Source organism: Streptomyces sp. NPDC024698 (genome assembly GCF_055559015.1).
The window spans coordinates 1-15,007 of the sequence record NZ_JBVHLK010000020.1 but is presented as its reverse complement, the minus strand read 5'-3'; the positions used below and the strand labels follow the sequence as shown (position 1 = coordinate 15,007).

Genomic DNA, 15,007 nt, shown 5'->3' with positions numbered 1-15,007 from the left:
CCGCACGGACGGCACCGGGGGCAGCGTGGGGGCGGGCGGCATCGGGGGTCACAGGGGGTGGGCGGCACCCGGGGGGCGGGGGCCGGGGGGTCAGGTGCTGCGTGCCCGTACCGCCTGCAAGGCCCGGGACAGGGCCTGCGCGCTCTGCGCGGCGCCGCCGACCCCGGTCATGACGACGGCCGGGGCCCGCCGCAGCCGCGGCGCCGCCTCCTGGGCGATGGCGTGGGCGGCCCGGCCGGCCGGGCCGGCGCCGCACACGGTCAGCCGCCCCCCGTCGCCGAGCAGTTGCGGCAGGAAACCCGGGTCGAGCGGGGCGTGGGTGACGGTCAGCGACACGATGCGTTCGGGTCCCTCGTACGCGCGCAGGAACGCGTCGTAGGCGCCGGGCGTGACGCCGGGGACGGTGACCAGGCACACGAGGTCCGCCCGGGGGTCCCCGGCCCGCAGCACCGCCAGATCCGCTCCGGTGCGGGCGGCCGCGGGCGGTGCCATGGCGGGCACCTGCGCGGTGCCCAGCAGGCGCAGGGCGTCCGCGACGGTGGACAAAGGTCCGTCCGGGTGGCCGGGCAGGCTGTGCAGCAGTTGCAGGCACTGCGCGAGGACGTCCGTCATGTCGGCGTCGGTGAACCTGGACCGGTCGTAGAGGGCGTCCAGCACGAGGGCGTCCTGCGGGTCGTGGTGCGCGAGGAGGGTGACGGGCACGGTGGTGGCGCCCCCGGCGCTCTGCGGGGCGCCTGCCGCGATGCCCTGCGCGGCGAGCTGGGCCCGCAGGTTACGGCCCAGCTCGGGGTGGGTGTCGAAGCGGACACTCGTCTCGGTGAGGCGGGAGCCCGCGCCGCGCCCGCTCCACTCCGCGACCCGGTCGCCGCCCACCCAGGCGTAGGCGCTCAGGTCCAGGGCCGCGTCCCGCACCTGTGCCAGCAGGTCCGCCAGCGGCGCGGCCGGGTCGACGGTGACCGTCACCGGCAGCGGGTTGCCCAGCAGTCCGGGGATGCCGGCGGCGGCGCGCAGCGACAGGTCCCGTCCCGACAGGTGCACGCCGAAGGCCACCGGCAGCGGCCCCGCGGCCCGGGCCGCCCGGTAGAGCAGCAGGGCCCACACCACGTGCAGGGCGCTGCTCTCCCCCGCGCCCCGGCTCCCGGCCCAGGACCGCAGCCGTGCGCTGTGCAGCGGTCCGAGCCGGCGCCGGATCCGGCCCGTGCCCGCACCGTGCAGGGGCGGGCCCACGAGGCGGCCGGGGCTGACGGCTGCGCCGGCGGGCGGTGCGGCCGCCGTCCAGAACTCCCGTGCCGCGGCCGGGTCCTGGCGGGCCAGCCAGTGGGCCTGGTCGCGGATGTCGGGCCGCCGGTCCGCGCCGGGCAGCACACCGCCGGCGAGGTAGGAACGGTAGAACTGGCGCACCAGCAGACGCGCCCCGCGCTCGTCCAGCAGGGCCCGGTGATAGGTCACCAGCAGCCGGACAGGCGCCGCGCCCGAGGGACCGCCCGGCTCCGGCAGCCCCTGGGGCAGCCCCGCGGACGGCCCTCCCCCGGGCAGTCCCGCGGACGGCCCCTCAGACAGTCTCTCGGGCAGTCCCTGGGGCAGCCTCCCGGGTGGTCCCTGGGGTGGCAGGCCCTGGGGCGGTCCCGCGGGTTGTCCCTGGGGCGGCCCCGGGGGTGGTCCCTCGAGCAGGGACACCCGCAGCAGGCCCGGCCGGTACAGCTCGAAGCCGCGCTCGCGCTCACGGCGCAGCAGTTCCTCCTGGCCGGTGCCGGTGTGCGCGCGGCGGACGACCTCGAGGGCCGCATGGTCGTGGAGCACCAGACGCGGGGCGCCGGCCCAGTCGAAGGACGCCCGCAGCACCGCCTCCCGCTCGGCGACGGACTGCCAGGAGGCGATGAACCGGGTGAGGTCCAGCGGCCCGGTCCAGTCCCAGTGGATCTGCTCCACCAGACGGCCGGGCCCGCCCCGGGCCCCGACCGCCGCCTCCAGCAGCGCCCGCTGATGCCCGCTCACCGCGACCGTGCCCGCGGCGGGCGGCGCCAGCAGGTCGGCCAGCAGCTCCTCGGTGAACGGCGTGCCGGACCCGGGCGGCCCCAGAGGAGTGAGCCGCATCAGATACCGGCCCGACCGGCCCGCCCCCGACCCGCCACCGGCCACGCCGGGCCCATCGGACACGCCGGACGCGCCGGACGCGCCGGGTGCGAGGGGCACGCCGGGCACATCGGGTGCGTCCGGTCCGCCGGGAACGACGGGTGCATCGGGTGCGCCGGATACGACAGGCACGCCGGGTGCGTCGGGTGTGTCGGGTGTGTCGGGTGTGTCGTCCAGTTCGACGTCGTAGGCCCGGTGGTGCCTGGCGACGCGGGCGGCGATGGCCTCGGCGTCCGTGCGGGCCAGTCCGCACAGTTCGAGGACCAGCGGCGCTCCGTCGTGGGTGCCCGGCGGTTCGTGCACGACGGCCAGAACGGTGCCGGCGTGCCAGTGATGACTCCTCATCCACCCCCCGGGGTGGCGGACAGTTGTGCCGCAGCGGTCCTGCCGGTCACCCCGACCTCCTTTTCGAATCGTTTCTGCACGGCCGGCCGCGGGTTCGCGGCCCCACCCGGCCCGTCCGCTCACCGCGGCCGGGGACCGTGGTGTCCCGGGGAGCCGGGGACCTGCCTGCCGTGCGGCGGCTCCGCCGGGGGCGGCCCCTTCGGCGCGTCCCCGAAGGACGGGGTGCGCGGCCCGTCCGGCTGCGGTGACGCGGCCCTGCCGGGATGCGCCTCGCCCGGGTGGTACGCCTGGCTGACCAGGTAGCGTTCATCGACGAGATGGGTGGCAAAGGCCCACTCCCCCGCCGTGTCCCCCGCCAGCCGGGCGGTTCCGGTCGCATTCCACTCGAACCCGATGGCCGAGAACCTGCGCCGCATGCCGTGCCCGAGCGCCTTGGCGTAGGCCTCCTTGAGGGTCCACAGGCGCAGGAACGCACCCGTGCGTTCCTCCTCGGGCAGCGCCGCGAGCAGCCGGGCCTCCTCGGCGGTGCACACGTGATCGCGCAGGGCGTCCAGGGAGATCCGGCGGTCCGCGGGTTCGGCGTCCACGCCGATCGGCCCGGTGCGGCTGACGCCGACCGCGATCAGCTCGTCGGTGTGCGTGAGGCTCACCTGGAGGTCCGCGCCCAGGCCGCGCAGCACGGGGCGCCCGCCGGGCACGGTGGCGAGGTCGAGCCGGGCGGCGGGGACCTGGAGGGCCGCGGCGGCGGTGTGCTTGAGCACCGTGCGGGACACGGCGAGGATCAGCCGTCCGGCCGGGGCCGGATGCTGCCGGTAGCGGGGCCAGTCACGGCCGAGCAGGGTGCGCAGCGCGGGGTCGAGCAGGGTCGGGGTCAGCCACTGGCCCCAGGTGGTGTGCACCACCGCCCGGCCGCTCCGCTCGACCCGCTCCTGGACCTCCTCCCACGGCCCGTCGGGACCGGACACATGACACGGCGGCGGGAACGACGACACCGGGGTGCGGTGGGGAGAGGCCGGGGTGCGGTCCTGCGGCAGCGTCCCGTCGTACGGCGCCGGGGTCCGGTCGCGCGGCGGGGTCCCGTCGTACGGCGGCGGGGTGGGGCCGTGCGGTGTCGGCGTCCGGTCCTGCGTCGGCGTCCCGTCGTACGGCAATATCCGGTCCTGCGGCAACGTCCGGTCGTACGGCGCTGTCCGGTCGTACGGTGCTGTCCGGTCGTACGGCGTTGTCCGGTCGTACGGCGGCGTGCGGTCGTGCGGCGGCGTGCGGTCGTGCGGCGGCGTGCGGTCGTGCGGCGGCGTGCGGTCGTTCACCATGCCGGCCTCGTCGCGTACAGGTCGCAGTCCACGCCGTCCGCCGCGCGGCGGGCCAGTTCCTCCCACAGGCCCGGTAGCGCGTCCGGGATCGCGGTGGGCAGCGGCAGTCCGAGCCGTACGGTGATCCGCCCGAGCACCGGCAGCGTCCAGCCGGTGTCGCCGAGGAAGGCCACGCGTGCGACGGCGGCCGCCTCCTGTACGGCCGTCGTCCCGGTGGCCAGCACCAGCAGGGCCTGACGGTCCGCCAGGGCGCGCGCCGCCGGGTCGGCGGGGTCGTGCACGGCGAGGGCCGCGCAGGCGGTGCGCAGCGCCCGCCGCTCGGTGGCCAGCCGGCGGCCCAGGCGGGCGAGCGCGTCGGCCGCGCCGACGCCGACGCCGGGTGGCGGGCAGGCACCAGCACCGGGCGGTGCCGTGGCGGCCGGCACGGCACCGGTGCCGGGTCGTGCCGGGCCGGCGGGCACAACGCCGGCGTCCGGTCGTGCCGCGCCGGCCGGTGTTGTGCCGGGTTGCGCCGTGGCGGGGGCCCCGGCGGTGGTGCCGGCCGGTGCCGTGGCGGCCGGTGCGGCGAGGGCGGTGGCGGTGTCGTGGAACAGTGCCGTGAGCTGTTGTCCGTCGTGCGGTCCGGGGCCGCCGGCCGCGCCGAGTCCTTCTACGATGCGCACCTGGGCGGCGGTGGTGTCCGCCGGGCCGGCCCCGGCGAGTGCCCGGTCCCGCATCAGGCGGGCCAGGGTGCGCCGTTCGGCGGTGTGGGCGCCGAAACCGCACTCGTTCAGCACCAGTTCGAGGTCGCCGAGCAGTTCGACGGCGAGCTGGGGCACGAGGTACCCGGTGACGGCGGCGAGCAACTCCGTTGCCCTGTCGGGTCGTTGTCCGGGTGGCGGGCAGGCGCGCAGGGCCGTGGCCGTCAGGCTCTCGCAGGCCAGCAGGTCGGCGAAGACGGTGGCCAGGACCGGGCGCCACTGGCGGGCTGCGGTCTCGTAGCGGCTCAGGCCCTCCACGATGCGGGCCGCGGCGAGCAGGACGCCGCCCGCCGCGGCGAGCAGTGCCGCCGGGCCGAGCAGGGCGGCCGCCGGGTGCGCTACCGGGGCGGTGAGCAGCGGGCGGATGCTCCAGGCGTGGGCCAGGGCCAGGTCGCGGCGCAGGAGCGGGCGCAGGGCGCGGGCGAGCCGGTCGGCGCCCTGTATGTCGCCGGGGCCGGGCAGGAAGGCGGGCGCGCCGGGCAGCGACGCGGGCCCGGCGGCCCACAGGGCGGCCCGGCCGTAGGGGTTGCGGGAATCGCGGGCATCGCCGAGCAGCGCCTGGAGGCGCACCGCGTACTGCACCGCACCTACAGATGCCGGAGCCTGGTCCGGGGCCAAGTCCAAGGCCGGGGCCAGGGCTGGAACCGGGGGCAGGTCCGAGGCCTGGGCAGGGTCCAGGGCCGAGGCCGAGATCGGTGTCGAGGCCGGTGCCGAGGCCAGGTTCGGTGCCGGGTCCAGGTCCGGTGCCAGGGCCGGGGCCGGGTCCGGTGCCAGGTTCGAGTCCGGTGGCGAGGCCAGGTCCGGGGCCGGGGTCAGGTCCGGGGCCGGGCCCAACGCCGGACTCAGGTCCAGGGCCGGTGCGGGGGCCAACGCCGGTGCCGGTGCGGGGGCGGGTGCGGGGGGTGTTCGGGGTGCCGGGGGCCGTCCGGCCTGCGGGTGCGGCCGGGTGGGGGTCATCGCCGGTCTCCTCGTCGTCGTGGCGGCGGCCGCCGCCGTGCGGTGGTCGCCGGGCGGGCTCATCGCAGCCGGCGCAGGGCGCTCTCGGCGTGCCACCGCGCCAGGGTCAGGGTCTCGGTGCTCATCCGTCCCAGCTGTTCGCGCACGTGGCGGCGGGCGTCGGCGGGCAGGGCCCCGGCGCCCAGAACAGGCTCCACGGCACTCTCGCGGAGCATCACCTGGTGGGTGCGGGCGACCCTCACCCCGCGGGCGTCGGGCTCCAGGTACCACTCGCCGTAGTGGGCGGCGACCAGGCCGGGGGTGAGGGTCGCCTTGTGGACGATCCGTCCGGCGGCCGGGAAGCACAGCCGTACGGCTCTGGAGAGGGTGCTGTCCCCGGTGTCGGGGTCGCTGGTGCGCAGGACGGTGTCCTGCACGCCGGGCCGGTCCTCGGTGACCTCGGCGTGTTCGACGTGGGGGACGAGGTCGGCCCAGTCCGCGACGCGGTAGAGGAAGTCGTAGACGATCTCCGGGGAGCCGCAGACGTAGACGCTGTCCTCGAAGGAGAGCAGGAGTTCGTCGAGACGCTCCCAGCGTTCGGCGGCCCCGGCGACGGCGGCGAGTTCGGCCCGCACCTGCGCCTCCACCGCCCGGGAGGTCTGCCCGGGCACCGCCGGGTGTTCCTGGTGCAGGCCCAGCAGGCAGCGGCCGGCCCCGTCGGGTGACACGTTCCAGCTGCCGCGGACCGGCGCGTCGGGCCGCAGCGGGTCACGCAGTTCGAACTCCACCCGGCGCTCGCGCGGGCGCAGCGTGCGGCGGGCGAGCGCGGAGCGGACCTGCCCCCGGTGCAGGTGCCACAGCCGCAGACTGTCCCCGCCCGGGCCGCAGTCGACGCGTTCGGCATGGACGCAGGAGGGCAGCAGGACGGGCCAGCGGGGGGCGTCGGCGAGCAGCCCGTAGACGACGCCGGCGGGCGCCGCGACCGGGACGGTGTGCCGGGCGGAGTGCTGTCGCTGCGAGGTCATGCGCGCTCCTCTCCTCCAGGTGTGATCAACGCTGCACGGCCGGGGCAGAGCGGTGCTCGATTCCTGGTGGAAGAAGTACGGGCGGGCGCGAGGAGGGTGCGGGGGGCGGGGTGCCGTGTCAGCCGGCACGGACGGGCGCACCCGCCACACCCGCACCCGCGCCCGCACCCGGCGCATTTGCGGCCGGCGCGGGGCGGGCCGGGAGGCTCTGGGGGCCGGACATCAGCAGGGAACGCTGGAGCTTGGCGAGCGCGGGCGAGGGCTCCAGGCCCATGGACCGCACCAGGGTGGCGCGCAGCCGCTGGTAGGCGTCCAGGGCCTCGCCGCGGCGGCCGGAGCGGTACAGGGCGAGCATGTACTGGCCGCACAGGCTCTCGTGCATCGGGTACTGGCTGATCAGCACGGTGAGTTCGGCCAGCAGTTCACGGTGGCGGCCCAGCCGCAGGTCGGCCTCGACCCGCTGGTCCAGCGCGCACAGCCGGCTCTCCTCCAGCCGTTTGGCCTCGGTGCGCAGCTGGGGCCCGGTGTGGACGTCGGCCAGCGCCGGACCGGTCCACAGCTCCAGGGCCTGGCGCAGCAGCCGGGCCGCCTGGGGATAGTCCTCGGCGTCCATGGCCCGGTACCCGCAGCCGGCGAGCCGCTCGAACTCGCGCACGTCACTGACACCGTCACCGTGCTTGAGGAGATAGCCGCCGGGAACGGTCAGCAGGACATCCTTGGCCTGCCGCCGCCACCCCGCACCGCCGTCCGCGCCACCAGCACCACCACCGGTGCCACCGCCGACGGTGCCACCGCCGGCGATGCCGCCCGCGCCGCTGTCCGCGGTGCCGACGGTGCCGCTGCTGCCGGCCGTGCCGGCGCCCGCGGTGGTGCCGGCGGTGCTGCCGGCGTCCAGGGCGGCGCCGATGAGTTCGCGCAGTTGCAGGATGTAGGTCTGCAGGGTGGCGCGGGCGCTGCGCGGCGGTCTGCTCCCCCACAGCTCCTCGGCCAGCACGCCCACCGGGACGACCTGCCCGGCCCGCAGCGCCAGCAGGGCCAGCACCTGACGGGGCTTGGGCGCGGTGGGCGTGACGGACACGCCGTTGTGCCGCACGGCGAGTGTGCCCAGTACATCGATGTCCACGCCGTCTCCCCGTTTCTGACGCAGTTCTGCAGTGTTCCTCAACACCCCGAGTAAAAAACAGCGCGCGCGGTATGTCAATGGGAAACCGGAAACCCTGCTTGCTCCCCACCGGACCACCAGGACACCCCTCCCCGGCCGCGACACGGACACCGCCCGCACCCGGGACTCCCCCGGCCAGGACTCCTCGCGGCAAGGACTCCTGCGGCCGGGTCTTGCAGCCGGGCTCCTGCGACCGGGCCCCTCGCGGGCGAGGCTCTTCGCGGCCAGGGCCTTTGCGGGCAGGGTTCTTGCTGCAAGGGCTCCTGGGACCAGGGTTATTGCAGCCGGACCTCTGCGACCGGGTTCCCGGGCCAGGGATCCTGCGGCCGGGGCTTTCGCCGCCACCGGGCCCCTGCGGCCGGGGCTTTCGCCGGTCAGGGTTCTCCCGGTACCCAGGCAAGAGCGCGCTCGGGGCAGGCCGCCAGGCCCGGCAGGAGGACGGACCAGAACTGTTCCACCGGGCGGGCCGGCAGCAGGCCGCCGCCGGCCGCGCGGATCAGTTCCAGGCCCACGGTGGCCGCCACGATCACGGTCGTCGCGCCGTCCGGGGAGACCCCGTCGGCGAGTTCGCCCGCGCTCTGCGCCTGCAGCACCAGTTCCCGCACGCACCGGTGCCACAGGCTCAGCATGGTGGCCCCGCTCTTGCGCGAGGGATCGCCGCTGAGCTTGAAACCGGCCCTGACCACGGGATCGTCGGCAACAGCGAGCAGCAGGCCCGACATCGTGCGCATCAGCAGCTGCAACGAGGCACCGGCCTCCTGGCGGCAGCGTTCGGCCAGCTGCTCCACCGACTCCGCGGCCGCGGACTCCACCTCGGCGGCCAGCGCGTCCTTGCTGGCGAAGTGGAAGTGCAGCGCGCCCGCGCTGACCCCCGCCCGCCTGCTGATCACCGGCAGCGAGGCGAGGGCGTAGCCGTCCGCGGCGAACACCTCGGCCGCGGCGCGGACCAGGGACTGACGCGTACGCGCCGCCCTCACCTGCTTGACCATCACAGCCTCCTCCCGGGCACGCACAACATCCGCTGCACACGCCCCCCACATCCGGAACCCCGGCCCGCGGAACCTTATCAAACCGCGCGCTTGGTACGTTTACTGTAGTGGACGCCACCCCGGCAGCACGAGACCGGTCCCGGCCGTCCGGCGGCGCGCGGCCCGGCGGCGACCGTCCGACGGCGGCCCGGCGGCCCTCCCGGTGACGGCGGGACGGTTTGACGGCCGTCCGGTAGCGGGCGACCCGACGCGCTCCGGCGGCGGTCCGGTGACGGCGGGGCGGTCCGGCGGCGGCGGCCGTCCCGGCGGCGACTGTCCGGCGGCGAGGGTCCGAACGGTGGCGGAACCGAAACGGTGGCGGCCGTCCGGCGTCGGTCCGGTGGCGGGGCCGGGAGGGTGGCTGCGTTCCAGTGGCGGTGCAGCCGCAGGGGCGGGACGGCGGCGGCGTTCCGGCAGCCGTCCGGCGGCTGTCCGGCAATGGCCGTCCGGTGACGGCGGTGCGGTGGGGGCGGGGGCGGGGGCGGGGGTGAAAGCGGCGGGACCGCGTGCGCCCCCGGGCCGGGGGCGGACGCGGTCCCGCCGTGCGTGTGCGTGGTGCCTCAGTCCTGCGGGTCGAGGATCACCGGCAGGGCGTGGTGGGAGTTCATCAGGAAGCTGGGCATGGGCTGAAGTTCCTGCGGGGTGCAGGCCAGCCGCATCCGGGGGAAGGCCTCGAAGAGTGCGGCAAGGGCGCAGACGGTCTCGGTCTCGGCGAGCGGGGCGCCCATGCAGCGGTGGGTCCCGTGGCCGAAGCCGAGCAGGTCGCGGTCGGTGCGCAGCACGTCGAAGCGGTCGGCGTCCGGGCCGTGGCGCTCGGGATCGCGGCCCCCCGCGGCGAAGTTGACCAGGATCGCGTCGCCCTTGGGTATGAGGACCCCGTCCAGGTCGATGTCCTCGACGGCGAACCGCATCGGGGAGTAGGCGCCGGGGGTGTGCACGCGCATCGTCTCGGCCGCCACGTCCCCCCAGCCGGCCCTGCCCTCCCGCACGTGCCCGAGCTGGGCGGGATCGCTCAGCAGCGCGCCGAGCGCGTTGGTGATCAGAGCGGCGGTCGTGTCCTGCCCTCCGGCGATCATCAGGAAGAGCGTGCCGAGCAGTTCCGCCTCGCTCAGCCGGTCGTCCTGGTCCCGGGCCGCGATCAGGGAACTGGTCAGATCGTCCCCGGGCCTCTCCCGCTTGTCCTGCACCAGCTGCGACAGCAGCATGAAGGCCTGGAGGCGGGCCGCCTCGATCTCGCGGCCGGGCAGGGTGGTGCTGAAGACCTTGTGCAGCGCCGCGCACAGGGCGTCGGTCGGCTCCCCCTGCACGACCCCGAACAGCTCGCAGATCACCCGCATGGGCAGCACCTCGGCGAACGCGGTCCGCAGATCCACCTCGGCGCCGGCCGGCAGCGCGGCAAGTCCCGCCACGAGCTCGGCGGTGATCGCGGCGACCCGGGGGCGCAGGGCCTCGGTGCGCCGCGCGGTGAAGGCCCCCGCCACCAGCCGGCGCAGCCGGGTGTGGCTCTGCCCGTAGGCGAAGAGCATGTTCTCGTTGGCCACCCACGGATACAGCGGCCAGTCCTCGGTGATACGGCCCTCGATGAAGTCCGGCCAGTGCCGGCGGGCGTCCTTGGAGACCCGTTCATCGGTCAGCAGCCGCTCCACATACCGCTGTCCGACCACGGCCCAGGCGATCACCCCTCCGGGCAGCTGAACCTGGACGGCAGGCCCCTGGGCCCGCAGCACCGCGGCTTCCCCCGGCAGATCACGCCCGGTCACATCCAGGACATACGGGCATACAGCAGGCGCGCTCACGTCGTTTCTCCCTGGGTAGGTGTTGCACAAACGGCACGTGCCCAGGGGAGGAAATCCCCCTCCCCCTCCGAAGACGCCGCGACCACGCCCCCGGACGACTGTTCAGTTGTTCCCCACCACCGGCCACCGGCCACCGGCCACCGGCCACGATCCCGGCAGCCTCCACCACCGACCGCCACCGCCGACGGCAGTCACACCCCCGGCGCCCGTCCGGCCACCCCCGCGTCCGGCGGCGGCCACCGGACGCGGGCCCACGATCCCGGCGACAATCCGGTCGTTCTGCACGGCCGGCGCCCGCCGCCGGCCCGCGGCGACGGTCCGGCCGTCCCCGCGCGTCCGGCGTCCGGCATCCGGTGGCCGCTGCCGGCCCGCGGCCACCGGATGCCGACGACTGCCAGGCTGTTCCCGTGTCCTGCGCCCGGCGTCGATCCGGGGCCGCGGCCCCGGCGACGGTCCGGGTGTCCCCGCGTCCTGCGTCCGGCCGCCGGCGCGAGACCCCGGCCCCCGGCGGCGGTCGGTGGTCCTGCCCGTCCGGCGTCCGGTGTGCTGCGCGTCCGGCAGCCGGTGTCCGGCGTCCCCGGCGCGGTCAGCCCGCGGCCACGGCGCCCTGGCCGGCCTCGCGCAGCCGCAGTGCCGCGGCGTGCACCCGGGCCCCCCGGTCGGCGGCCGTGTCGAGCTGCATGAGGACCGCCGGCACCGCGATGCTCGCCATCAGGTGACGCTGCAGGTCCGAGACCCGTTCCGGCAGATCGGCATGATCGGACATGATCTTGGAGAGCACCTGCACCCCGGTGAACGCCCCCACGAACATCCGCGCCGCCGAGGGGACATGGACGTGCGGGAGCAGTTCCCCGTTCTCCTTCGCCCTGCCGAGGATGCCGATGTTGTGCTCGATCCACCCGCTCATCGGCACCTGCCGGTCCAGGCCGTCGGACGGGGCCCCCTGGTCGACCGTGAGACGGATGCTGCCCCGGACCATCGGATCCCCCACCGACAGAAGATGCGCGAGCAGGAACGCCTCGTCGATGCCCTGCTGCAGCATCAGCTCCTGCGGCGGCGGAGGCGGGATCGACTCCAGCTGGCCGGCCAGCACCGCCTGCGCGAGCTGGTCCTTGGAGGGGAAGTGGAAATACAGCGCACCCTTGGTGACATCCGCCCGCTGGAGGATCTCCGAGATCGTCGCCGCCTCGTAGCCCACATCGGCGAAAACCGACGCAGCGGCGACGAGGATGGCCCGCCTCGTCCTGATGGCCCGTTCCTGCAGCGCCACGGCCTCCACCTCCACGATCCGCTCCGGTCGGCCTCCACCAAAAATAAACCGACAGGTTTGTATTGTGCCACCCCCCTCCCACCCGATCAACCACACCCCCCATCCGCCCCGCAATGGCCGCCTTTGGCCTGATTCCCGGTTCGGCCAGGTGAATGATCTGGACCTGAAGCAAACCTTGCGCGCGGTATATAGGAGCGGCAGGGCGGTCGCAGAATCGGATATTCCGCTACGGATCCCCTGGACGGCGTGGAAAGATCCCTCAGACCGGCTCGCGCTTTACTGTTATTTGACTTGATAACAAAACCGGTAGGTCCGTATCTTCTGGGGGGTCCAGCACGTCCACATCCGGATCTGCGACTGACGGGGGATAAGGGTCATGGCCCTTGCGACGAGCCAGCCGAACGTGCACGACGACCCACCCGGCACCACGGCACACCAGCCACCACAAACCGAAACACCCGACCGCCTGGACGCCGACCGCCGCGAAGAACTGCGCGCCATCGAGGAACGCACCCTCGAAAAAATCAAAAACCCCACCCCCACCCCCGCCCCCGCGCAGGCCGCCCCCGCGCAGGACCCCACCGCCGCACAGGACTTCGGGCAGGACCCGGGCCAGTGCCGCACCTGCGCCCAGGACCTCCCTCCCGGGCAGGACCCCGCTACCGGGCAGACCCCCGGGCCGGCCCCCGTGCAGGAGCCCGCACCCGGGCAGGACCCAACCCCCGCCTCCGCGCAGGACCTCGGGCAGCACCTCGCCCCTGCTCCCGCCCAGGACTTCGCACAGGGCCTCGCCCCGACGCCGGACCCGGTTCCCGGGCACGGCGTCGCACAGGGCCTCGCCCCGACGCCGGACCCGGTTCCCGGGCACGGCCTCATTCCCGCACCGGACCCCGCTTCGGCACACGGCCTGGCCCCCGCGCAGGATCTCGCCCCGGCCCCGGACCCCGCCCACACGCAGCACCCCGGGCAGGACCTCAGACAGGACCCCGCTCCCGCGCCGGACCCCGGGCACAACCTCGGGCAACTCTTCGGGCAGGACACCGCCCCGGTGCCGGACCCCGTTCCCGGACACGGCCTCACTCCCGCACCGGACCCCGCCCCCGCTTCAGCACGGGGCCTGGCCTCCGCGCAGGATCTCGCCCCCGGGCCGGACTCCGCTCCCGCACCGGACCCCGGGCAGCACCTCGCGCCGGACCTCGGGCAGCACCTCGGGCAGGGCTTCGGGCAGGACACCGCCCCGGCACCGGACCCCGTTCCCGGAGGGGATCTCGCTCCCCCACCCGGTCCCGCACCCGCACCCGGTCCCGCACCCGGTCCGGCTCCCGGGCAGGACCTCAGCACGGAACAGGATCTGGCCCGGCTGCTCTTCGGCGAGGACCACGAACGCGAGCGGGTCCACGGCCCCTGGCGCGAGCTGATCCGCAACGAGACGTTCCGCCACCGCCCGGGCCGCTCACCCGCCGACCAGGCCGCCCAGGCCTACGACTGGCTGCGGATGGTCAACGACACCCTCGAAGACCCCCAGGCCCTGGCCACCGACCCCCACCAGCTGGCCGCCCTGCACGAATGGACCGCGATCGTCGACGGCGGCGGAAGCCTGTGCACCGTCGCCAGCGTCCACTACAACCTCTTCCTGGGCAGCCTCCTGGACCACGACAACGCCCAGCACCGCGACCTGTCACCCTTCACCACCCTCCAGCGCACCGGCACCTTCCTGTGCACCGAGATCGAACACGGCAACGACAGCGCCGCCCTGGAGACCACCGCCACCTACGACCCGGCCACAGACGGATTCGTCCTGCACACCCCCCACCCCGGCGCCCAGAAATTCATGCCCAACACCAGCCTCACCGGCGGCCCCAAAACCGCCGTCGTCGCCGCCCGCCTGCTCATCGACCACCACGACGAAGGCGTCTACCTGTTCCTGACCCCCCTCAGCGACGAACGCGGCCTGCTCCCCGGCATCCGCGTCCAGCGCCTGCCCATGCGGCCCACCGCCCCCGTCGACCACTGCCTGACCGCCTTCGACCACGTCCCCCTCCCCCGCCAGGCACTCCTCGAATCCGACCACGGACGCCTCACCGACAACGCCACCCTCACCAGCACCCTCGGCAACCGCCGCAAACGCTTCCTGCGCTCCATCGGCCGCGTCACCACCGGCAAACTCTGCATGAGCGCCGCAGCCACCGGCGCCTCCCGCGCCGCCCTGGCCATCGCCGTCCGCCACGGCGAACACCGCCACGTCGCCGGCCCCCGCCCCGGCGAACGCATCACCGTCAACACCCACCGCACCCACCACGCCCCCCTCCTGAACGCCCTCGCCACCACCTACGCCGCGACCCTCCTGCACCGCACCGCCCTCGACACCTGGACCACCCACACCCCCCACACCCGCGACGACGCAGAACGCCTCACCGCCATCACCAAAGCCTGGACCACCTGGCAAGCCCGCACCGTCACCACCCAATGCCGCGAACGCTGCGGCGCCCAGGGCCTGTTCACCGTCAACCAACTCGCCGGCTTCCCCGACTACATCGAAGGCACCATCACCGCCGAAGGCGACAACCTCGTCATCTGGGCCAAAGCCGCAGCCGAACTCCTCCTCACCCCCACCCCCCCACCCCCCACCACCACCGGACCCCCCGAACTCACCAACCCCCACCACACCCGCACCCTCCTGGCCCACGCCGAAAACATCTGGCGCACCCGCGCCCGCACCGCCCTCCGCACCGGCCCCCACAAAAACCCCACAGCCCGCTGGAACAACGCCTCCACCCCCGCCCTCGAAATGCTCACCGCCCACACCGCCACCCGCGCCACCGACGCCCTCCTCACCGCCACCCATCACACCCACAACCCCCACACCCGCCACCTCCTCACCCACCTCACCCTCCTCTTCACCCTCCACCAACTCCGCCCCCACACCGCCGACCTCCTCACCCACCACCACCTCACCCCCCAACAGAACAACCACATCCCCACCCTCACCAACACCCTCACCCACACCCTCGCCCCCCACATGAAAACCCTCACCGACGCCTTCGACCTCCCCCCCGAATACCTCAACGCCATCCCCATCACCACCACCCACCAACCCACCCCCACCAACTACACCCACCCCCACCACCCCTAACCCACCACACCAAACACAGCCACCCGGACACCCCAGCACCCCCACCCCGCACAGCCACCCCCCACACCACACCCCGCACCCCGCACCACCCCCCACACCAGGCCCACCAGGCCACACACACCAACC

General features: G+C 74.9%; 9 protein-coding genes. 1 reads left to right on the top strand and 8 read right to left on the bottom strand.

The window, feature by feature from the left end; genetic code table 11:
* Window positions 1–90: 90 nt before the first annotated feature.
* The 8 genes from ACZ4AA_RS30880 to ACZ4AA_RS30845 all read right to left on the bottom strand — a co-directional run bounded on the left by ACZ4AA_RS30880 (window position 91) and on the right by ACZ4AA_RS30845 (window position 11,748).
* Complete coding sequence (locus tag ACZ4AA_RS30880) at window positions 91–2,478, bottom strand: condensation domain-containing protein (protein ID WP_467610010.1); 2,388 nt, start codon at window positions 2,476–2,478, stop codon at window positions 91–93.
* Between the two features lie 119 nt (window positions 2,479–2,597).
* The gene (locus tag ACZ4AA_RS30875) at window positions 2,598–3,791 is read right to left on the bottom strand and encodes a 4'-phosphopantetheinyl transferase family protein (protein ID WP_467610009.1); all 1,194 of its coding nucleotides are present in this window, start codon (window positions 3,789–3,791) and stop codon (window positions 2,598–2,600) included.
* Window positions 3,785–5,488, bottom strand: a complete 1,704-nt coding sequence (locus tag ACZ4AA_RS30870; RefSeq protein ID WP_467610007.1) for a hypothetical protein — start codon at window positions 5,486–5,488, stop codon at window positions 3,785–3,787. The genes ACZ4AA_RS30875 and ACZ4AA_RS30870 overlap by 7 nt, the downstream gene beginning before the upstream one ends.
* Window positions 5,489–5,547: 59 nt before the next feature.
* Window positions 5,548–6,492 (bottom strand): SRPBCC family protein, encoded by a 945-nt coding sequence (locus tag ACZ4AA_RS30865; RefSeq protein WP_467610005.1) that lies wholly within the window; start codon window positions 6,490–6,492, stop codon window positions 5,548–5,550.
* 118 nt (window positions 6,493–6,610) lie between these two features.
* Entirely contained in the window at window positions 6,611–7,615 is a 1,005-nt protein-coding gene (locus tag ACZ4AA_RS30860; RefSeq protein ID WP_467610003.1) for an AfsR/SARP family transcriptional regulator, read from the bottom strand.
* Window positions 7,616–8,028: 413 nt separating this feature from the next.
* On the bottom strand, window positions 8,029–8,643 hold the full coding sequence (locus ACZ4AA_RS30855; protein ID WP_467610001.1) for a ScbR family autoregulator-binding transcription factor: 615 nt from the start codon (window positions 8,641–8,643) through the stop codon (window positions 8,029–8,031).
* Between the two features lie 599 nt (window positions 8,644–9,242).
* On the bottom strand, window positions 9,243–10,478 hold the full coding sequence (locus ACZ4AA_RS30850; RefSeq protein ID WP_467609999.1) for a cytochrome P450 family protein: 1,236 nt from the start codon (window positions 10,476–10,478) through the stop codon (window positions 9,243–9,245).
* Between the two features lie 586 nt (window positions 10,479–11,064).
* Window positions 11,065–11,748, bottom strand: a complete 684-nt coding sequence (locus tag ACZ4AA_RS30845) for a ScbR family autoregulator-binding transcription factor (protein ID WP_467609997.1) — start codon at window positions 11,746–11,748, stop codon at window positions 11,065–11,067.
* Between the two features lie 376 nt (window positions 11,749–12,124).
* Between ACZ4AA_RS30845 and ACZ4AA_RS30840 the strand changes: the two genes are divergently transcribed.
* Window positions 12,125–14,881, top strand: a complete 2,757-nt coding sequence (locus ACZ4AA_RS30840; protein ID WP_467609995.1) for an acyl-CoA dehydrogenase family protein — start codon at window positions 12,125–12,127, stop codon at window positions 14,879–14,881.
* Window positions 14,882–15,007: the final 126 nt, after the last annotated feature.

Bases quoted from the DNA above. Each gene is read 5' to 3' on its own strand.
- ACZ4AA_RS30880 (WP_467610010.1), bottom strand. From the start codon at position 2,478: ATGAGGAGTCATCACTGGCACGCCGGCACCGTTCTGGCCGTCGTGCAC.
- ACZ4AA_RS30875 (WP_467610009.1), bottom strand. From the start codon at position 3,791: ATGGTGAACGACCGCACGCCGCCGCACGACCGCACGCCGCCGCACGAC.
- ACZ4AA_RS30870 (WP_467610007.1), bottom strand. From the start codon at position 5,488: ATGACCCCCACCCGGCCGCACCCGCAGGCCGGACGGCCCCCGGCACCC.
- ACZ4AA_RS30865 (WP_467610005.1), bottom strand. From the start codon at position 6,492: ATGACCTCGCAGCGACAGCACTCCGCCCGGCACACCGTCCCGGTCGCG.
- ACZ4AA_RS30855 (WP_467610001.1), bottom strand. From the start codon at position 8,643: ATGGTCAAGCAGGTGAGGGCGGCGCGTACGCGTCAGTCCCTGGTCCGC.
- ACZ4AA_RS30840 (WP_467609995.1), top strand. From the start codon at position 12,125: ATGGCCCTTGCGACGAGCCAGCCGAACGTGCACGACGACCCACCCGGC.